Below are 19,100 nucleotides of genomic sequence, written 5' to 3'. Positions count from 1 at the left end.
TATGACTATCAGTCTCGCCGCCGGCGCCACGGCCTTGCCGCCGTCCGCCGGTGCGGGGCCCGCCGGGGCCTCGCAGAACCTGTTCGAACACATGGCCAACACCGCCAAGGGCATGCCCGAGGGCGCCAGCCCGCACCAGATCGGTTCGGGCTTGATGGAGCGCATGAACAGCTTTATCGACCGTTCGCGAGCGTTCTCCGAGCGTGCGGATTTGCTCACCAACAACCCCTCGGCGCCGCCACCCGCGCAGGCCGAAATCCGTACGGCCAGTGCTTCTCCCCTGGCTGAGTCGGGAAAAAAAGTCGGCGAGCAGCAGGTCGACCAGATCGTCCATTCCCTGGGCAAGATGTTCGACTACTCCATCGAAACCCAGATGGTGGTGCGCGGTGCAACGCAGATTTCCGGCTCCGCCAACACGCTGCTCAAGGGTCAATAACGCCATGCCAAGCCCAAACCGCGCCCTGCGTCTGTTGCTGATCGGCCTGCTGGCCAGTCTGTTGCAGGCGTGCAACACCGACCTCTATACCAACCTCAGCGAGCGCGATGCCAACGCCATGGTCGCGGTGCTGCTGCGCGGTGGTATCCCGGCGGAGCGCAAGACCCAGGACAACGGCCAGCTCAAAGTGGTGGTCGACGAGGAGCGTTTCGCCGAAGCCATGACGCTGCTCGACAACGCCGGCCTGCCGCAACAGAGCTTTTCCAATATGGGCCAAGTGTTCAAGGGCAACGGCCTGGTGTCGTCGCCGGTGCAGGAGCGCGCGCAGATGATCTATGCGCTGAGCGAGGAGCTCTCGCATTCGGTGTCGCAGATCGACGGCATCGTCGCTGCGCGCGTGCATGTGGTGCTGCCCGATAACGACCTGCTCAAACGCGTGATTTCACCCTCGTCGGCCTCGGTACTGGTGCGTTACGACCCGGGTACCGACATCAATACGCTGATCCCGCAGATCAAGACGCTGGTGGCCAACGGCATTTCCGGTCTGAGCTACGAAGGCGTTTCGGTCACGGCGATCAAGGCAGCTGTCGCCATCAGCCAGAACCCGGCACAACCACGGCTGGCGCGCTTTATGGGCTTGTGGATGCTGGAAGACAACGTGCCTCAGGCGCGTTTCATGTTCGGCACGTTGTTGCTGATTGCGCTTGGCGCCCTCGGTGTATTGGCACGCCAGCAGTGGGCGCGGCGCCAGTCCCAGGCGCTGTATGTGCTCAAGGAGGGTGAATGAGTTTATTCGAACGCTGGCAGGGGTTGATCGCCGAGCCTTTGCAGTTTGTGCGCGGGCCTAGCCTGGGCGCGTGTTTTGCCGCTGAGCTGCCAGATGACGTGTTGCAGGCCATGCAGGCCCAGCCACGTTTTCGCCCGCGCCTGCAGCAGTTGCTGGTCAAGCACTACCAGTTGGCGCCGATCGAGCAATTGGTCACGCCGTTGGCGGCCGACCTGCCGGTGTTGCTGCTGTCGCCCGCGCAATTTGCGCGCCTGCCGAGGTTATGCGGGGCTATCTGGCACGGCGCAACCTTGAGCCGTGAGATCCGCCGCGAGGTGGTCAATGAGCTGCGTGAAGGCCTCGGCGCCGAGGTCTTTGTGGCTGCCCTGGCTCTGCGCCAACTGGGGGGCGCGGCGGATCTGCTGCGTGAACCGGTCGAGTTGATCGAAGCCATCGACCGTGACGGCCTTGGCTGTGTCGCCGCCTGGCTGCAGGCCCAGCACGCTGACTGGCAAGGCTGGCTGCGCTTGCGTTTTGACTTTCCCCAGGGCTACAGCGCACGCGTGCCGCGTGACCTGGAAATCGTCCAGGCCGCCGCTGCTTGCCTGCTGGCCGAGGAGGTTGCCCCATGAATGAACTACCGAGCCGTCCGGCTGCGCGTATTTTGCGGGCCGAAGAAGCCGCGTTGTGGACCGACGGTTTTGCCTTCCTGCAAGCGGCCAAAGACCAGGCCGAACAGATCAAGGCCGACAGCGACCAGTGGCTGCACGCCGCCCGCGCCGAGGGCTTTGAAAGCGCCCGGCAGGCTGGTGCCGAGCAGGTCGCGCAATTGCTGGTGCAGACCCAAGCCCAGGTGCAGCACTACCTGAGCAGCCTGGAGACTTCGCTGGCCGATTTGGCGTTGGGCATCGTGCGTGAAGTGCTGGGTGAATTGGATAACGCCGAGCGCGTCGTGCGCTGCACCCGCCAAGCCTTGAGCGCGTTTCGCCAGGACCAGGCACTGACCCTGTGGGTGCCACCCGCCGAGGTCGACGCATTGCGCCAACGCCTTAAGCTTGAAGGCTTGGCGCTTGCAGTGGACGCCGATGAACAGCTTGGCGCCGGCCAGGCACGCCTCAGCAGCCCGGCCGGCTCGGTGGAGCTGGGCCTGGAAGCGCAATTGCAAACCCTGCGCCGCAGCTTGCTGCCCTTTGCCGAAGAAGGTGTGGCATGAACCTGGAGCAGTTGCTGCCACGCCTGACTGAGCGCCTGGCCCAGGCGCGCCCGCGACCAATGCACGGCACCGTGCTGAGCATTCGCGGCGTGCTGCTGCGCGCCAGTGTGGCCGGTGCGAGCATTGGTGAGCTGTGCCAATTGCGCGATCCCGGCAGCAGCCGCAGCTTGAGTGCCGAGGTCATTGGTTTTGATGGTGACGAGGCGATTCTGTCGCCCATCGGCTCGATGGAAGGGTTGTCGACCCGCACGCAGATCACCGCCACCGGCGAAACCCTCGGCGTGGCGGTCGGTGATGCGCAGTTGGGGCGTGTGATCAGCCCTATGGGCGACTTTCTCGACGGTGATGGCCTGCCACCGACTCTGGCCCTGAAAAGCTATCCGCTGCACACCGAGCCTCCGGCACCGTTTTCGCGGCAGCTGATCGTGCGCTCCATGGCCTTGGGCATCCGCTCCATCGACGGCTTGCTGACCTTGGCCCAGGGCCAACGCATGGGCATCTTTGGCGAGCCAGGCGTGGGCAAATCGTCGCTGCTTGCCAGCATCATCCGTAACAGCGAAGCCGATGTGATTGTGATCGGCCTGATCGGCGAGCGGGGCAGGGAGGTGCGCGAGTTGCTCGACGTGCAACTCGATGCCCAGGCGCGCGCGCGCACGGTGGCGGTGGTCGCCACCTCGGATCGCCCGGCGGCCGAGCGTGTACGTGCCGCGTTCGTCGCCACCACCCTGGCCGAATACCACCGCGACCAAGGCCGCAATGTATTGCTGCTAATGGACAGCCTCACGCGTTTTGCCCGCGCCCAGCGCGAAATCGGCCTGGCCGTGGGCGAGCCACCGACCCGTCGCGGTTACCCGCCGTCGTTCTTCTCGGCGTTGCCACGGCTGCTCGAACGCGCCGGCCCCGGCCCTACCGGCAGCATTACCGCGCTGTACACCGTGCTCACTGAAGGCGATGCCGCGAGCGACCCGGTGGCCGAGGAAGCGCGTTCGATCCTCGACGGGCATATCGCCCTGAGCGCCGAGTTGGCCCAGCGCAATTACTTCCCGGCGGTGGACGTGCTGCGCAGTCGCAGCCGCTTGATGGAGCAGGTCGCCGGGGAGGAGCACAAGCGCCTGGCCATGCGAATCCGTGAGCTGATGGCGCGCTACGGCGAAATCGAAATGCTGATCCGTGTGGGCGAGTACTCCGCCGGCAGCGACCCGCTGGCGGACGAAGCCATTGCACGCCACGCCGCCATCGAAGCATTCCTGCGCCAGAACGCGGGCGAGCCCAGCAACCTGGAACAGACCCTGATGCACATGCGCCAGGTGTTGGCATGAGCCGCGCAATCGAGATACACGCAAAACCCTGTGGGAGCTGGCTTGCCTGCGATAGCGGTGGGTCAGTCAGCCCTGTTGTGACTGATACACCGCTATCGCAGGCAAGCCAGCTCCCACAGTCGATCTTCGCTGATCCGGAAACGGTAGTCGCTGGCATTAGAAAGGAAAACGCCCAATGAAAACCGACCAACTGCGCACCCTGCAAACCTTGCGGGTACTGCGCGAACAACGTGCTGCCAGCCAGCTGGCCGCCCAGCAGCAACGCTGCGAGCAGACCCATGGCGTGTTGACCGATGCCAAGGAGCAACTGCGCCTGCACCGTGAGGCAATTGCCGAGGAAGCCCGTCAGGTGTACGCCTCGCTCACCGAGGGCTTGTCGGTAGCCAGTTGGCAGGCGGCTCAGGATCGTTTGCGTGGGCTGTCGGATGACCAGCAGCAGTTGGAAAACGACGTGAGCCACGTGTCCACCACCCTGCAAAGCCAGGAGCGTGAGCGCGACCTGTTCCGCCAGGAACGCCTGAGCCGCCAGCGTCAGTCCGATGCCTGGCAGAGCCTGCTGGAAGGGCGTGAAAGCGATGAGCGCCGCGTCGGTGAACTGCGTGATGAAGGCACCGGCACATGATTGCAGCCCTTGCCGACCCGCTGTCGCCATGGTTGACGCACTACGACCCGGCCTTGCTGGCGCTGCATAACCAACTGCACCGGCGCCGCCGCGCCTGGCGGGGCCGCTGCGCCGGGCAAGACCTGCGCGTGAACTGGGCCGCTGAACCGCAGCCGCTTGATGCGGCACGCGAGGTGCTGCTGTTGCTTGGTCGCGCGCCAGTGCGTTTGCGGCTGTCGGCCGCCGCCTTAGAGCAGGTGTTGGTGCCGCTGGCGTTGCAGTTTGACGTGCAACTGCTGCCGGCGCTGCCGCGTACATTGCTGCTGGAACTGGCGGTACTGGACCTGATCGAGCGTCTCGAACCGCTGCTGGGTCAGCCGCTGCAATTGCTCGAAGCGCCGCAAGACCAACAGCCTTATGCGCTGCACCTGGCGCTGGAATTGTCCTTCGCCAACCAGCCTGCCACGCACGCGCAACTGGACCTGAGCGAAGGCGCCGCCGTGTTGTTGGCGCAGTTGCTGGATCAACACGCCCAGCTTGAGCCGGACCCATTGCCCGACCTGCGCCAGAGCCTGGCGCTGCTGGCCGGGCAGCAGCACTTGAGCCTCGGTGAGCTGCGCAGCCTGCGCCCCGGCGATGTGCTGATGCTCGAACCCGGCCCGGGTTTGCTGCTGGAGCTGGCGGGTCGCCTGCAGGCCCGCTGCCAATACCAGGGTGAAGTCTTGCGCTTGCAGGAAGCCTTGCAAGCACCTCTTTTGCACATGGAGAACACTATGACTGATGTTGATGCGGCTGCGGCCCTGGATGATCTGCCGCTCAAACTGGTGTGCCAGGTCGGCAGCCTGGAATTGACCCTGGCGCAACTGCGTGAACTGGGCGCCGGCAGCTTGTTGCAGTTCAATACACCCGGCGTGGACAGCGTCGATTTGATGGTCAACGGGCGCCGCGTCGGCCAGGGCCAATTGGTGAAAATCGGTGACGGCCTGGGTGTGCGCCTGCTGAGTTTTGCCACCCCATGACCGGTTATCAGCCCAACCTGATCGAGATCATCCTGGTCGTTGCGACGATCGGGCTGATCCCGTTGGCGGTGGTGACACTCACCGGTTTCATGAAGATCTCGGTGGTGCTGTTCCTGATCCGCAACGCCCTCGGTGTGCAGCAGACCCCGCCGAACCTGGTGCTGTACGGCATCGCGCTGATCCTCTCGGTGTATGTGACCACGCCGTTGATTGGTGACATGTACCGGCAAGTGGAGGGCCGCGACCTTAATATCGAGCATGTGGAGCAGCTCAAGGATCTGGGCGATGCGCTGCGCCCGCCCTTGCAGGCGCATTTGAAGCGCTTTGCGAACGAGTCCGAGCGCGGTTTTTTTGTGCAGGCCACCGAGACCATCTGGTCGCCGGAGGCGCGGGCCGACTTGCGCGACGATGACCTGGTGGTGTTGATTCCGGCGTTCGTCAGTTCGGAACTGACGCGGGCCTTCGAGATCGGCTTTTTGCTCTATATCCCGTTTCTGGTGGTGGACTTGCTGGTGTCCAACGTGCTGATGGCGATGGGCATGTCGATGGTTTCGCCGAACCTGATTTCGATCCCGCTGAAGATCTTTTTATTCGTGTCCTTGAGCGGCTGGTCGCGCTTGATGCACGGTTTGATTCTGAGTTACGGCTGAGGCACGACCCATGGGCCAGGATGTGTTCCTGTCATTGATGAAACAGGCACTGATGACGGTGCTGATGCTCTCGGCGCCGGCGCTGGGCGTGGCGATTATCGTGGGTTTGAGCGTAGGGCTGTTCCAGGCGCTGACGCAGATCCAGGACCAGACCCTGCCGCAGGTGGTAAAGCTGGTGGCGGTATTGCTGACCATCGTGTTTCTCGGCCCGGTATTGGCCGGGCAAGTCGCGGAACTGGGTGGCCAGGTGCTGGACAACTTCCCGATGTGGACGCGCTGACCGCCCATGGATGCCAGCCTGACCGCGCAGTTCCTGGAAGTCGCCTATCCGGTGATCAGTTCTGCCTCGCTCGCCGCCTGTCGAGCCATGGGTGTGGTGGTGATCACCCCGGCGTTTAACCGCCTGGGCCTCACCGGCATGATTCGCGGCTGTGTGGCCGTGGCGATTTCCATCCCGATGTTCTTTCCGGTGTTCGATGCGCTGACCCACATGCCCGAACACGGCAGCGTGTTTATCGCCGGCTTGCTGATCAAGGAGTTCTTGATCGGCATCCTTATCGGCCTGCTATTCGGCATTCCGTTCTGGGCGGCGGAAGTGGCGGGGGAGTTGATCGACCTGCAACGCGGCTCGACCATGGCGCAGCTGGTGGACCCGCTGTCCACCGGCGAGTCGAGCGTGATGTCGACCTTGCTCACGGTGATGCTGATCACGCTGTTCTTTATGTCCGGCGGTTTTATCCTGATGGTCGACGGCTATTACCACAGTTACCAGTTATGGCCGGTGACCGCATTTACGCCGGTATTTGCCAGCTCCGCGTTGCTGGCGGTGCTGTCGATCCTCGACCAGATCATGCGGGTTGGCGTGCTGATGGTCTCGCCGTTGCTGATCGCGTTGCTGGTCACCGACTTGATGCTTGCGTACCTGTCGCGGATGGCGCCGAACCTGCATATTTTCGACTTGTCGTTGCCGGTGAAAAACCTGTTTTTCTCGATTCTGATGGTGATCTACATCGGCTTTTTGATCCCGCTGATGCTCGACCAACTGGCCGAGTTTCGTGGCACCGTCGAGCTGCTTAAAACCCTGGCGGGCATGGAGTAGCCCATGGCCGATACCAGCGAAGAGAAATCCCAGCCGGCAACGGACAAAAAACTCAGCGACGCGCGCAAGAAAGGCCAGGTCGCCAAGAGCCAGGACCTGGTGTCGGGCATGGTCATTTTGTTCTGCACCCTGTGCATCTCGATTCTGGCGCCACGGGCCATGGCCCAGGTGACGGCGCTGATCGACCTGACCGCGCAAATCTATATCGAGCCGTTCGCCACCGTGTGGCCGCGGGTGCTGGACCATGCCGAGCAGTTGATCATCGGTATTACCCTGCCAGTGATGGCGGTGACCACCGGGGTGGTGATCCTGACCAATATCATCACCATGCGCGGCTTTGTGTTCTCGGTGGACCCGATCAAGCCGGAGTTCAAGCGCATCAACCCGGCAGAGGGCATGAAGAAGATCTTCGCCCTGCGTAACCTGGTGGAGTTCATCAAGGGGTTGGTCAAGGTGCACGTGTTGGCGATTGCGTTCTATGTGGTCGGCAAGCACGCGCTGCAGGCGCTGATGGAGTCTTCGCGCTGTGGCGCCGAATGCATGGAGTCGACGTTTTTCCTGGTGCTCAAGCCGCTGGTGTTTACCGTGCTGTGCGCCTTTATCACCGTGGGCGCCGTTGACGTGTTAATGCAGCGTTGGCTGTTCGGCCGCGACATGAAAATGACCCGCAGCGAAACCAAACGTGAACGCAAGGACATCGACGGCGACCCGCTGATCAAGAGCGAGCGCCGGCGCCAGCGCAATGAAATGCAGGCACTTGCGACCAAGCTGGGGTTGGGCCGTGCGTCGATGATGATCGGGACTACCGATGGCTGGGTGATCGGCGTGCGCTATGTGCGCGGCGAAACGCCGGTGCCAGTGATTGTCTGCCGCGCCGCGCCGGAGGAGGCGTTGCTGATGTTGCAGGAGGCTTACGATTTAGGCATCCCGCATGCGCCGGACCGGGCTTTGGCGGCGGAGATTGCGCGCAGAACCGTACCCGGTGACCCGGTGCCCGACGCCTCATTCCAGGCCGTGGCGGATTGGCTGGTCGCCGCCCGCCTGATCTGACCCAACACACCACTCAGCCGTTACCCAAATGACGGATATATACCCACCCCATCACCGATGCTGAAACCGCGGCAACGCAGCAATCCGCAACTTAGGTTCCTGCAACCGCGCCAAGTCAGCAGCAATCTGCGCCCGCCAAAAATGCGCCCCCGCCAACTGCGCATCCACCCACGCCTGGCGCAGCAGCACCTTGGCCTTGTCAACCGAACCATAGTGACCTTGGCGCAAGATCAGTTGCGCCTTGATCCGCAACATCTGCGGCACAAACCAGCGCTCATGATGGCCAATCGCCAATTGCAGCGTATCTTCCAACACCTCCAAAGCCAGTTTTTCCAGGCCCAGGCGCGCCAGGCCCAAGGCGTATTCACAGCGCAGCAGGCTGTAGAGCTGGCTGTCGCCCTGGCTTTGCAGGTGGTGCAAGGCTTCACCCAGTTGCGGCACGCCCGTTTCCGGTGAGCCCTCGCGGATCAGCAGGATGTTCTCGAAGCACAGGCGAAATTGCCGCCAGATCGGCAAGTCCTGGAGCGTAGTGCTGCTTTGCAGCAGGCCCAGGTAATAGCGCACCTGCGGCAGGTTGGACGCCAATAGCGCCAGCGGCAGTGCGCCCAGGCACAGGGTGTACCAGAGGGTGGCGGGGTGGTCGAGGCTGATGGCATCGTCGACGCAGCTGGCGATCAGGCGCAGCGCCGGGTCGACGTCGCCTTCGAGCAATTGCACCTTGGCCTTGAGACAACGGGCGGCAATGCGTTGGTCAAAATGCACGTCGATGATGTGCGAGCGCGGTGCCGACGGCGAGCCAAGCGCTTCATCGATGTTTTGCCGCGCGCCCAGCAGGTCGCCCATATGAAACAGCGCCACGGCGCGCATGCGTTTGCCGAGCAATTGCTGATTACCGCCGCTGTTGAGGGCGATATAACGCTCGGCCAGTTCCAGGGCTTCAGTGTATTGGTTGCAGCCGCAGCGGTCGGTCCACAGGCCCCACAAGGCGCGCATTTTGTGTTCGGCATCGCCCAGGTCGCGGGCATCATCGCGGACTTGGCGCCAGGCTTCGCGCATTTCCGCGCCGGTGCCGTAGGTCAGCATCAGTACGCTGGCCAGGGCGGTTTGCAGCAGCATGCGCTGACGCACGGCCAAGGGTGCGACGGCGTCGCTGGCCAGGCCCTTGTCGACCCAGGTTCGGCATTCACTGACCCGCGACAGGCGCAACCACAACGGCACGCCGCCCAGGGTCAGTTCGATGGCCAGGGGCAGCTCGCCGCTGGCGGAATAGGCCCAGTCCAGAGCCGAGCGAATGGTGCTGCTTTCGGGGCCGTAGAGGGCGATCCAGGTGTCTGGCGACAGGCCGTCCAGGGTTTGCCCGGCTTCTTGCAATACGCCGAGGGCATAGTGGGCGTGGCGCCGGCTGGTGGCATTGACTTCGCCGTGTTCTTCGAGCTTTTCCAGGGCATAGGCGCGGGTGGTTTCCAGCAGGCGATAGCGTTTGAGCAACTGCGCCTCACCGGCGATCAACAGCGATTTGTCCATCAGGCTTTCGAGCAACGGCAGGGCGTTGCGTGGGTCCAGGCTGCTGCTGGCGGTCATGGCCTTGACCGCATCCAGGGTGAAGGAGCCAGTGAACACCGCCAGTTGACGCAACATGGCCTGCTCGTCACCACTGAGCATCGAGTAGGTCCAGTCCAGCGTGGCACTGAGTGTGCGATGGCGGGCGAGGGCGGTGCGTCGGCCGGTCATTTGCAGGCGGAAACTGCCGTCAAGCAGGCCGACCAGGTCCTGGACGCCAAAGGTCCGTACCCGGGCCGCGGCGATTTCGATGGCGAGCGCGTTGCTGTCGAGTTTGCGGCAGATGGCGCAGACGGCTGCCACGTCGGTGTCGTTGAACACAAAGTCGGGGTCGAGGGCGCGCACGCGCTCGACAAACAGGCGCACGCCGGACCAGGCCATTGCCTCACTGGCGTTGAGGCGGGTGCCTTCGTCGGGCACTTCCAGTGGCGCCAAATCATGCACCCGCTCACCGTCGGCGCGCAGTGGTTCGCGGCTGGTGGTCAGTACATAACATTGTGGGGCGCAGCGCAGCAGGGTCTCCACCGCGTCGGCGGCGGCCGGCAGTACGTGTTCGCAGTTGTCCAGTACCAGCAGCAGACGGCGTTCGGCCAAGGCGGCGGCGATGGTCGGCAGCGGTTCAGTGCTGACGGTCTGGATCCCCAGGGCGCTGGCGAGCATACCGGCCACCCATTGCCCGCTGGTGGCGGGCGCCAGGTCGACGAAGCAGGTGTCGAGCTTGGATTCATGCGCCAGCCGCTGCGCCACGGCGGTGGCCACGGTCGTCTTGCCGATGCCGCCGGGGCCGGTGAGGGTGACGAAGCGCTGGCTGAGCAACTGCTCGGCAAGGCTTGAAATCAAGCTGTCGCGGCCGATGACCTCGCAGGACGGCACTGGCGGCGCGGGCTCCTCGGTGCGTGCGCAGAGCACCGGCAGGCTTTCTTCGCCGGCGGTTTGCACGGTCACCGGCGCCACAAAGCGATAACCACGCCCCGGCACGGTGACGATATAGCTGAAGTTGCCATCGTCGCCCAGTGCCCGGCGCAATGCGACGATCTGTGCACGCAGGTTGCATTCCTCCACCACCACCTTGGGCCAGGCGAAGGCGATCAGCTCGGTCTTCTCCAGCAATTCACCGGCGCGGGTCGCCAGGGCGATCAACAGGTAGAGGGCGCGACTCCCCAGGCTGACCGGCTCGCCGTTACGCAGCAGCACGTGCTGCCTGGCCAGTAACAGGAAGGGGCCAAAGCCCAGGACATTCTCGGCGGCTGCCGGGGTCGGGTGATCGGCGTCCATCAAGGACACCGCGTGGTTCTTGCTCGAGCTCATCAAATCGTCCTTTTTATAGTCGGGCTTGTTATTGGCGATCAGGCCATTCGCCCTTTTTGGGGTACAGATGTGCAGCAGCAGTCTTGGAAAGTTGATGTCGATCAAAACGTCGGAAAGGCCGCCCTCCTTTGGGGCGTAGTCGTTGTTATGGGCGTATCACAGCGCATGTCCCGGAGGATGAGACTGTCGCAAAGCTGAAACATTTTATTACCAGAAACCCTGATAAAGCAGAATGTATGCCAGTTGGCATGTACCAAAGATGACAACAACCATATGAAATTTATGGTGATTTTTAGGGTCGTTGGCGACCAGCGAATGCCTTCGTTCGGAAACACGAATATTTCTAATTGTGTCGTTCGGGATGCCGACTGAAACGCTGGCGATTTGGCGGTGGTTTATTGGCTTTGTATTACAAAGTATCCCCGCACCACCTTGATACATCGGCATGACGTTCTGGCGTGTCGGCGACACAGACCGGATACACGCCTGGCTTTAACTCTGTTCACCAGCTGGCGCAGGCGGTCACCCACCGCCACACGCGCCCTGGCCACACTCAGTCAAGCCAGGAGATACACCGATGAAGCGACCCTACGCGGCCCTTGCGGCCACTTTCGCCCTGTCCCTCAGCGCCTTTGCGGCGATGGCCCATGCCGACGACGCCAAGCCCCAGGAAAAATGCTTCGGCGTCGCCCTCGCCGGTGCCAACGACTGCGCTGCCGGTAAAGGCACCTCGTGCGCCGGTACCGCCACCGCCGATTACCAGGGCAACGCCTGGGTATTGGTCGACAAGGGCACCTGCACCCAGATCAAGACGCCCAAAGGCTTCGGCAGCCTGACGGAACAGCCGTGATCCAGCGCCTGTTGCCCCAAGCGCTGCTGTTGCTGGTGGCTCGGCTGGGCATCGCAGCGGTGTTCTTCCTGTCGGGACGCACCAAGGTCAGCGGTTTTCTGAGCCTCAAACCGTCGACCTACACCTTGTTCCGTTCGGAATACGCCTTGCCGCTGATCCCGTCGGACTGGGCCGCGCACCTGGCGACCTACGCCGAACACCTGTTTCCGCTGTTGCTGCTAGTGGGCCTGCTGACGCGCCCGGCGGCCGCCGCGCTGCTGGGCATGACCCTGGTGATCGAGGTGTTCGTATACCCCGAGGCCTGGCCGACGCACCTGACTTGGGCGGGCCTGTTGCTGCCGCTGCTGGCCTATGGCGGCGGGGCGTGGTCGCTGGATCGCCGGCTGTTCGGCAAACCTTAACAACCCTGATGGAGATACCCGATGCGCATGCTTTCTTCTTTGGCCATGGCCATGGCCATGGCCCTGACTGTCCCCGTGCTGGCCCAGGCGGCCGATACACCGCAGCCCGGCACCGGCAAAAGTGTGGTGATCGTGCCCGGCTCGTTTGTCGACGGTTCCGGCTGGCGTGTGGTGCACGACATCCTGATTCACAAGGGCTACAAGGTCACCGTGGTGCACCAGGGCCACGAAAACCTCGCGGCGGATGTGGCCGAGGCACGTGAAGTGCTGGAGCAACAAGTCGGCCCCGTGGTGTTGGTGGGCCACAGTTCCGGTGGCGCGGTGATCTCGATTGCCGGCGACCGCGACAAGGTCAAGTCGATGGTCTACGTCTCGGCGCTGCAGCCGGAAGTGGGCGAGAACATGGCCCAGTTGATCGGCTCGATGCCGGCGCCCAGCGATGACATCAAGCAGAGCCGCGACGGCCACCTGTTCTTTGATCGCAGCAAATACAACGCCGATTTTGCCGCCGACCTGACCCCCAACCGCACCGACTTCATGGCCGCCTCCCAAGTGCCGGCTACCACCGCCTTGTTCGGCGGCACCGTGTGGGCGGCGGCGTGGCACAAAAAGCCGACGTATGCCGTGGTGTCCACCGAAGACCGTGCGCTGAGCCCCGCGCTGCAACGCTGGATGTACCAGCGCGCCGGTTCCAAGGTCACCGAAATCAAGGCTAGCCACTTGGTGTACATCTCCCAGCCTGAGGCTGTGGCGAAGGTCATCGAAGACGCGGCTTCCGTTATCAAATAATCCCTCTCACCCCACACAAGACCTCAAAAGGAAATAACCATGAACACTGCACTTAAATCCCGTCTGAGCCTCGCCGCCGCCGCCGCCCTGATTGCCATGGCGTCGGCGTCATTCGCCAGTGCCGCCAGCGCCGCCGATCAGCAGGAAAAGCCCGGCCGATGCTACGGCGTCAACAGTTGCAAGGGCGAAAGCCTGTGCGCCACCGCCAAGCACGACTGCAAGGGCCTCAACAGTTGCAAGGGCGAGGGCGTGATCGTCAAGACGCCGTCTGAATGCCTAAAGGCCGGTGGCACGTTGACTGAGCCGAAATAACGCCTTCCTGTGGCGAGCAAGCTTGGTTGTGCAGCGCCTCCAGAAACGGGCGACTGCTGCGCAGCCGAGCGGGAGCAAGCTCCCTCGCCACAGTTTTTGCTGGAGTACCGATGATGCCGACATTTAACCCGCGCTTTTCCGGCTATGGCCTGGGGCTGCGCAAGGAGCATTACTGCGACTTCCTGGAAACCTTGGTGCCCGTGGATTTTGTCGAAGTGATTTCTGAGAATTTTATGGTCGCAGGTGGGCAACCACGGCACATCCTGCGCCAGATTCGCGAGCGTTACCCGGTGGCGCTGCACGGGGTGTCGATGTCGATCGGCACGGCCGAAGGGCTGGACCCGGAGTACCTGCGGCGTCTCAAAGCGCTGGTGGATGAGGTGGAGCCGCTGTTTGTCTCCGACCACCTGAGTTGGTCGCGCAGCGGGGGGTTCAATGCCCACGATTTGTTGCCGGTGCCCTATACGGACGAGGCTCTGGACCGCGTTTGCGCCAATATCCACCAGGCCCAGGAGGTGTTGGGCCGCACGCTGCTGGTGGAAAACCCGTCCAGCTACCTGGCGTTTGACGGTGCCAGCATGAGCGAATGCGCATTTATCGCCGCCATGGCCGAGCGCACGGGGTGCGAGTTGCTACTGGACGTCAATAATGTGTTTGTCAGTGCCAGCAATCATGGCTTTGATGCCCTGGCCTTTCTCGAAGGCATTCCCGCTGAGCGCGTGCGCCAGATTCACTTGGCCGGCCATAGCCAGGGCCGTGAGCTGTTGATCGACAGCCACGACAGCCCGGTGTGCAGCGGGGTTTGGGCGTTGTATGCCAAGGCTGTCGGGTTGCTCGGGCCGGTGGCCACGATGATTGAGCGCGATGATGCCATCCCACCGCTGGCCGAATTGCTTGAGGAGCTGTCAATGGCGCGGGCTTTGGGGCTGGCGCAATGAAGCTGGCGCAGTGGCAGCAGGCATTTCGCACGTGGCTGGTGAGTGCGTCGGATGATTCGGCCCGACTGCTGGGCGACCGGCACGCAGGCCTGGCGGTGTACCAGAACAACTATCGCGCGCAGCTGGTGGGTTGCCTGGAACAGGCGTTTCCGATTGTGCGACGTTGGCTGGGCGAGGAGGCGTTTCTGGCGGCCAGCATTACCCATATCGACCAGCAACCCCCGCATGCCTGGACCCTGGATGCGTATCCCGAAGGGTTTTACGCGACCTTGAAGACCGTATTGCCGAATAACCCGGATGTGCATGAACTGGCCTGGATCGAGTCGGCGCTGAATGAGGCGTTTGTCGCCGCCGATGCGACGCCCTTGCCGTTGCAAGCCCTGGCCGAGCTGGATTGGGACAGCGCCGTTTTGCGCCTGACGCCGTCGTTGCGCTGCCATGGGCTGACTACCAATGCTGAGGCTATCTGGTCGGCACTGTGGCAAGACGCGCTTGCGCCGCAGGCAATGATGCTGGAACAGGCAGGTGGATTGTTAGTGTGGCGGCGTCAGTACACCTCACGTTTACGTCAGGTCAGTGCGTTGGAGCTTGAGGCCGTGTTGCACCTGCAGGCCGACGGCAGCTTTGCCGGGCTGTGCGAGTTTCTGGTGGCGCGCCTGGGTGAAGAGGCGGGAGTGGCCCAGGCCGGTGAATACCTGGCCGGGTGGTTAGGCAGTGAGTTGATCGTTGACCCTGTGGCGAGCGGGCTTGCCCCGCGTTGAAGTGCGAAGCACTCCCAGTGAAGCCACCTCGGGTATTCCTGACGGACCTGGTCAGCCAGGTTTTGGGGCCGCTTCGCAGCCCAACGCGGGGCAAGCCCGCTCGTCATAACAAGCCAGTTCTCCACTACAGCCCCGTTCGCAGCGAAGGTCTGGATAGTCTTAGCCATCCAAACATGAAAATTCGGACAGCCAGGCAATCGGCCACTGAAAAAAATTCGCGCAACCCTTAATCTAAGGGCCTTTGTCACCTGTGCGGATTGTTCATGTCTTCTGTTGCCGATGGGCTGCCTTCCAATAAACGCTTGCCGGCGGTGATCGCCTTGTCTTTGGGCATTGGCATGGCAACCCTGGACACCGCCATCGTCAATACGGCGCTGCCGACGCTGGCACAAGGTATCGGCACTGATTCGGCCTCGGTGATCTGGGTGGTGAACGCCTACCAGTTGGCGATTATCGCCACGGTGCTGCCGTTCGCGTCGCTCAGTGATGTGCTGGGCCACCGGCGCGTGTACCTCGGCGGCTTGCTGCTGTTTATTGTCTCGTCGCTGTTTTGCGGGTTGGCCGGTTCTTTGCTCACCCTGACTGCCGCGCGGGTGGCCCAAGGGCTCGGGGCGGCGGCGGTGATGAGTGTCAACACGGCGTTGTTGCGGCATATCTACCCGTCAAAAATGCTCGGGCGCGGCCTGGGCTATAACTCGCTGGTGGTGGGGTTGGCCTTCACGCTGGGGCCGACCGCCGCGTCGGCGATTCTGTCGGTGGCGAGCTGGCATTGGCTGTACCTGATCAACGTGCCGCTGGGGCTGCTGGCCCTGGGGCTGGGCCTGCGGTCATTGCCGACACTGCCGTTGACCGGTCACGCGTTCGATCGGTTTTCGGCGCTGTTGTGTGCTGGTCTGTTCGCGCTGTTGGTGCTGGGCCTGGGCACGGCGGTGCATGGCGCCCAAGGCACACTGACCCTCGGTTTGATTGCGCTGGCGATGGTGTGCGGCGCATTGCTGTTGCGCCGTGAAGCCGGTCACCCGGCGCCGATGCTGGCCGTGGACTTGTTCAAGCGCCCGGTGTTTGCGCTGTCTTCTCTCACGGCCATCTGTGCGTTCAGCGCCCAGGGCCTGGCCTTTGTATCGCTGCCGTTTCTGTTGCAGGCGGTGCTGGGGCACAGCCAGGTGGCAACCGGTTTTTTGATGACGCCGTGGCCTGCCGTGGTGGCGGTGATGGCCCTGGTGGCGGGGCGGCTGGCGGATCGTGTGTCGCTGGGCCTGTTGTGCGGCATCGGTTTGCTGATGCTCAGCGCGGGCATGGCGGCGTTGGCGACCTTGGGCAGCGGCGCCAGCGCCTTCGATATTGGCTGGCGCATGGCCTTGTGCGGCGCCGGTTTCGGTTTTTTCCAGTCACCCAACCTCAAGGCGATCATGACCAGCGCGCCGTTGGCCCGCAGCGGTGGGGCCAGTGGCATCGTCGCGATTTCACGTTTGCTGGGGCAAACGCTGGGGGCGTCGTTGGTGGCGTTCTGCTTTCACCTCTCCCTGGGCAGCGGCCCGCAATACGCGCTGTGGCTGGGCTGTGGGTTTGCGCTGGTGGGCAGTGTGGCCAGTGGGCTGCGCTTGTTGCCGTATAAACACAAGGTTTAGCCCTTGTAAAACACGCGGCGGCAACGCTAACGTGGCGGCCTGAATATTTCGGGATGTTTCAGATTTATGTCCAGCCTGGCTCTACGCACTGCTGATACCACCTCCCGACGTGCCGCACTGACCCTCGCGTTATGCCTGCCCAGTGATGTGTTGCTCTACTTGCTGCTGCCCATGGAATCCCAGGCCTTTGGCATCACCCTGGCCCAGGCCGGGGTGTTGCTCGCAGCCAACCGCCTGGTGCGGATTTTCGGCTACCGCCATGTGTTGAATTTCTACGCCCGTAATGGCGACCGGCTGACCTGCATGATCGCCGCGGGTGCCGCCACGGTGTGCGCCTTGGGCAACTCGATGCTGTCAGGTTTTGCCGCTTTGTTGGGGCTGCGGCTGATTTGGGGCCTGTGTTTTGCCGCGCTGAACCTGTCGACCCAAGTGTTGGCCACCTCTGAGCCTGCGGGCGCGGCGCGCAGGGCAGGGCGCTCCAGGGCGGTGATCGCCCTCGGGCCGATGCTGGCGCTGCCGCTGGGGGGCTGGCTGACCCTGTGGGCCGGGCCGCGACCTATCTTCATGATTCTGGCCGGCTGCTGCCTGGCGGGCGTGTGGGTGGCACGTGGTTTGCCGACCGCCGGGCATGATTTGCACAGCACCGGGCGCCGCTTCAAGTGGCCGGACAGCGTGGCGGTGTGGTCGTTTATCGAAGGCGTGGCGTTGGACGGGCTGTTTATCTTTGGCCTGTCGATCCAGGCGCAGAAGATTCTTGGCGGCGATGCGGTACTGATCGCCGGCGGCCTGATGGCACTGCGCTATGCCTCGGAGATGCTCCTGAGCCCGCTGGGTGGGCGTGCGGCGCAGCGTTTTGGTGCCACCTCGATGCTGCTGTTGTTTTCGTTCTTGAGTGCCTTGGCGCTGACGGCATTTGGCAGTTATTGGGTGATCGTCGGCGCGGCCGCGGTGCTGGTGCTGCGCGCCTTGCAATTGCCGTTGGTGACCACTTTGGTGGCTGAGCGCAACCCTGGTTCGATGCGCGTTTCGGCCCTGGCCTCCAACGCGGTGTGGCGCGATGTCGGCGCTGGCCTTGGGCCGCTGATGGCGGGGTTGCTGCTACCGGTGGCGTCGGCGCCGTGGGTGTTCGGTCTGGCAGGCGCGGCGATTGCCGTCAGCGCCGTGTTCTGCTGGCGCGCGAAGGTTTCCAACTGATTATGGTTTTTTGAAACCTTCCAGCCAGGCGGGGTCGAAGCGGGTTTGTTCGGTGTCGATGCCCAGGGCCTGCATTTTCGCCCTATGCGCTTCCATCTCGCCGACCAGTTGCGCCTGGGCGCTGGAGTTGGCGTCCAGGTCATGCATCTGCGTCAGGCCCAAGTGGTAAAAACGCAGCACTTTGAGGGCAGTGGGGTCGTTGGCCTGTGCGCGGTCCTTGAGGGTGTGCATCACATTGGTCACGCGCATCAGGTTGCGCTTGAGCTGCCAGCCGTACACTGCAGGCGCCAGCCATGGTTGGGTCCAAAATGGGCCGCGCACCAGGGCGACGGTGATCAGCACCCCGGCGAATACGCCGCCGATGTTGAAACGCAAATTATCGCCGCCGGGTTCGCCGAACAGCATCACCGCCAGGGTTGATAGCAGCATGGCCAGGGCCATGAACAGCACGGCGATGATCAGCGTGCTGCGGCGGGTTTGTTGGCGGAAGGTTGCGGGGTCGCAGGGTTTGAGCTCGAACATCCGGGTCAGGTCTCAAGAAAGGCGGGGTGGCATCTTCGCATGCTTTGGGCAAACAAGTTGAACGATGGCTTGGGGTGGTTTCTCTAAATCTGTGTAGCCCTTTTGAGGTAAGCCATCATGTCTGAGTACAAGCAACCGCCGCCGGGTACACCTGACCCTGACCGTACGCCGGGAGAGGAGGAGCGTGACAATGATGCGTTGCGGCCCAATGACCCGGCCGAGCGTCAGGACGAAGATGATGTGGAGCGGGTTGAGGAAGACCTGGAAAACCTGCATGACAGGGCGCGCCCGCTATAGGTTCAGGAGGTGACTGTGAGTAATCATCCGAAAGGCCCGGGTTCGGGCGAGCATGCCAGCGGCGAGAATGAATTGGGGTTTGATCCGGATTCGCCTGATGTGTCGGACCCGCAGGTTGATCCTGTTGGGCCGGCGATTGCGCCGTTGGATAAGGACAAGGAGCAGCGGAAAAAGGTGGATTATGATCCGTTGGGGGATCTTAAGAAGCCTGGGTGATGTTGGCGCTTTTGGTGTACATATCCTTTGTTGCGGTAACGGCGGCTTATGGTTCCGCTCTTACAGCGGGTCACTTTTGGCAAACGCCCCAAAAGTAACCAAAAGGTCTTCGCCCCACCACTCGGCACCTCGCTAATGCTCGGTGTGCCCTCACTCCGGCTTGAATCCGTG

23 protein-coding genes are annotated in these 19,100 nt (G+C 62.9%); 21 read left to right on the top strand and 2 right to left on the bottom strand.

Features of this window, described 5'->3' with window-relative positions:
- Position 1 precedes the first annotated feature (1 nt).
- From GIW48_RS21085 to GIW48_RS21035, 11 genes are all read left to right on the top strand, one after another.
- Positions 2-436: a hypothetical protein gene (locus tag GIW48_RS21085; protein ID WP_236461669.1), complete on the top strand. Its 435-nt coding sequence runs from the start codon at positions 2-4 to the stop codon at positions 434-436.
- Between the two features lie 4 nt (positions 437-440).
- Entirely contained in the window at positions 441-1,223 is a 783-nt protein-coding gene (sctJ, locus tag GIW48_RS21080; RefSeq protein WP_017137574.1) for a type III secretion system inner membrane ring lipoprotein SctJ, read from the top strand.
- Positions 1,220-1,834 carry a type III secretion protein gene (locus GIW48_RS21075; RefSeq protein ID WP_236461672.1) on the top strand — a complete coding sequence of 205 codons (615 nt, stop codon included), beginning with the start codon at positions 1,220-1,222 and terminating at the stop codon, positions 1,832-1,834. Before sctJ ends, GIW48_RS21075 begins: the two co-directional genes overlap by 4 nt.
- Positions 1,831-2,415 (top strand): type III secretion system stator protein SctL, encoded by a 585-nt coding sequence (sctL, locus tag GIW48_RS21070; protein WP_236461675.1) that lies wholly within the window; start codon positions 1,831-1,833, stop codon positions 2,413-2,415. The genes GIW48_RS21075 and sctL overlap by 4 nt, the downstream gene beginning before the upstream one ends.
- Positions 2,412-3,734 carry a FliI/YscN family ATPase gene (locus GIW48_RS21065; protein WP_138453891.1) on the top strand — a complete coding sequence of 441 codons (1,323 nt, stop codon included), beginning with the start codon at positions 2,412-2,414 and terminating at the stop codon, positions 3,732-3,734. Before sctL ends, GIW48_RS21065 begins: the two co-directional genes overlap by 4 nt.
- Before the next feature lie 175 nt (positions 3,735-3,909).
- A complete protein-coding gene (locus GIW48_RS21060) occupies positions 3,910-4,356 on the top strand; it encodes a hypothetical protein (RefSeq protein WP_017137578.1) in 447 nt (148 codons plus the stop codon).
- Positions 4,353-5,354 carry a type III secretion system cytoplasmic ring protein SctQ gene (gene sctQ / locus GIW48_RS21055; RefSeq protein WP_236461677.1) on the top strand — a complete coding sequence of 334 codons (1,002 nt, stop codon included), beginning with the start codon at positions 4,353-4,355 and terminating at the stop codon, positions 5,352-5,354. Before GIW48_RS21060 ends, sctQ begins: the two co-directional genes overlap by 4 nt.
- On the top strand, positions 5,351-6,004 hold the full coding sequence (gene sctR / locus GIW48_RS21050) for a type III secretion system export apparatus subunit SctR (RefSeq protein WP_017137580.1): 654 nt from the start codon (positions 5,351-5,353) through the stop codon (positions 6,002-6,004). The genes sctQ and sctR overlap by 4 nt, the downstream gene beginning before the upstream one ends.
- A 10-nt stretch (positions 6,005-6,014) precedes the next feature.
- Positions 6,015-6,284 carry an EscS/YscS/HrcS family type III secretion system export apparatus protein gene (locus GIW48_RS21045; protein ID WP_016969171.1) on the top strand — a complete coding sequence of 90 codons (270 nt, stop codon included), beginning with the start codon at positions 6,015-6,017 and terminating at the stop codon, positions 6,282-6,284.
- 6 nt (positions 6,285-6,290) lie between these two features.
- A complete protein-coding gene (sctT, locus tag GIW48_RS21040) occupies positions 6,291-7,103 on the top strand; it encodes a type III secretion system export apparatus subunit SctT (protein ID WP_169988229.1) in 813 nt (270 codons plus the stop codon).
- A 3-nt stretch (positions 7,104-7,106) separates the two neighbouring features.
- On the top strand, positions 7,107-8,153 hold the full coding sequence (locus GIW48_RS21035) for an EscU/YscU/HrcU family type III secretion system export apparatus switch protein (protein ID WP_099550512.1): 1,047 nt from the start codon (positions 7,107-7,109) through the stop codon (positions 8,151-8,153).
- 51 nt (positions 8,154-8,204) lie between these two features.
- On the opposite strand, the gene GIW48_RS21030 is transcribed toward GIW48_RS21035, so the two are convergent.
- Positions 8,205-11,021 (bottom strand): ATP-binding protein, encoded by a 2,817-nt coding sequence (locus GIW48_RS21030; RefSeq protein WP_170040710.1) that lies wholly within the window; start codon positions 11,019-11,021, stop codon positions 8,205-8,207.
- Between the two features lie 577 nt (positions 11,022-11,598).
- On the opposite strand from GIW48_RS21030, the gene GIW48_RS21025 reads away from it, so the two are divergent.
- The 8 genes from GIW48_RS21025 to GIW48_RS20990 all read left to right on the top strand — a co-directional run bounded on the left by GIW48_RS21025 (position 11,599) and on the right by GIW48_RS20990 (position 17,894).
- Positions 11,599-11,871, top strand: coding sequence for a BufA1 family periplasmic bufferin-type metallophore (locus GIW48_RS21025; RefSeq protein WP_017137583.1), 273 nt, complete (start codon positions 11,599-11,601; stop codon positions 11,869-11,871).
- Positions 11,868-12,272, top strand: a complete 405-nt coding sequence (locus GIW48_RS21020; protein WP_138452754.1) for a DoxX family protein — start codon at positions 11,868-11,870, stop codon at positions 12,270-12,272. Before GIW48_RS21025 ends, GIW48_RS21020 begins: the two co-directional genes overlap by 4 nt.
- A gap of 21 nt (positions 12,273-12,293) precedes the next feature.
- Positions 12,294-13,061: an alpha/beta fold hydrolase gene (locus GIW48_RS21015; RefSeq protein ID WP_236461681.1), complete on the top strand. Its 768-nt coding sequence runs from the start codon at positions 12,294-12,296 to the stop codon at positions 13,059-13,061.
- Positions 13,062-13,100: 39 nt separating this feature from the next.
- Positions 13,101-13,373, top strand: coding sequence for a BufA2 family periplasmic bufferin-type metallophore (gene bufA2, locus GIW48_RS21010; RefSeq protein ID WP_017137586.1), 273 nt, complete (start codon positions 13,101-13,103; stop codon positions 13,371-13,373).
- A gap of 113 nt (positions 13,374-13,486) precedes the next feature.
- Positions 13,487-14,311, top strand: a complete 825-nt coding sequence (bufB, locus tag GIW48_RS21005) for an MNIO family bufferin maturase (protein ID WP_236461686.1) — start codon at positions 13,487-13,489, stop codon at positions 14,309-14,311.
- Complete coding sequence (locus GIW48_RS21000) at positions 14,308-15,072, top strand: HvfC/BufC N-terminal domain-containing protein (RefSeq protein ID WP_236461683.1); 765 nt, start codon at positions 14,308-14,310, stop codon at positions 15,070-15,072. The genes bufB and GIW48_RS21000 overlap by 4 nt, the downstream gene beginning before the upstream one ends.
- Before the next feature lie 263 nt (positions 15,073-15,335).
- On the top strand, positions 15,336-16,700 hold the full coding sequence (locus tag GIW48_RS20995) for an MFS transporter (protein ID WP_099550509.1): 1,365 nt from the start codon (positions 15,336-15,338) through the stop codon (positions 16,698-16,700).
- A gap of 66 nt (positions 16,701-16,766) precedes the next feature.
- Positions 16,767-17,894, top strand: coding sequence for an MFS transporter (locus GIW48_RS20990; RefSeq protein WP_017137590.1), 1,128 nt, complete (start codon positions 16,767-16,769; stop codon positions 17,892-17,894).
- Here GIW48_RS20990 and GIW48_RS20985 read toward each other — a convergent pair whose 3' ends face one another.
- The gene (locus GIW48_RS20985; protein ID WP_099550508.1) at positions 17,895-18,416 is read right to left on the bottom strand and encodes a DUF3087 domain-containing protein; all 522 of its coding nucleotides are present in this window, start codon (positions 18,414-18,416) and stop codon (positions 17,895-17,897) included.
- A 117-nt stretch (positions 18,417-18,533) separates the two neighbouring features.
- Between GIW48_RS20985 and GIW48_RS20980 the strand changes: the two genes are divergently transcribed.
- Both GIW48_RS20980 and GIW48_RS20975 read left to right on the top strand, forming a co-directional pair.
- The gene (locus GIW48_RS20980; protein WP_099550507.1) at positions 18,534-18,713 is read left to right on the top strand and encodes a hypothetical protein; all 180 of its coding nucleotides are present in this window, start codon (positions 18,534-18,536) and stop codon (positions 18,711-18,713) included.
- Between the two features lie 15 nt (positions 18,714-18,728).
- Complete coding sequence (locus GIW48_RS20975) at positions 18,729-18,929, top strand: DUF6021 family protein (RefSeq protein ID WP_017137593.1); 201 nt, start codon at positions 18,729-18,731, stop codon at positions 18,927-18,929.
- Positions 18,930-19,100: the final 171 nt, after the last annotated feature.

Source organism: Pseudomonas sp. PA-6-3C, assembly GCF_021605825.1.
GTDB lineage: Bacteria > Pseudomonadota > Gammaproteobacteria > Pseudomonadales > Pseudomonadaceae > Aquipseudomonas > Aquipseudomonas edaphica.
This window is presented reverse-complemented; position numbering and strand designations above follow the sequence as displayed.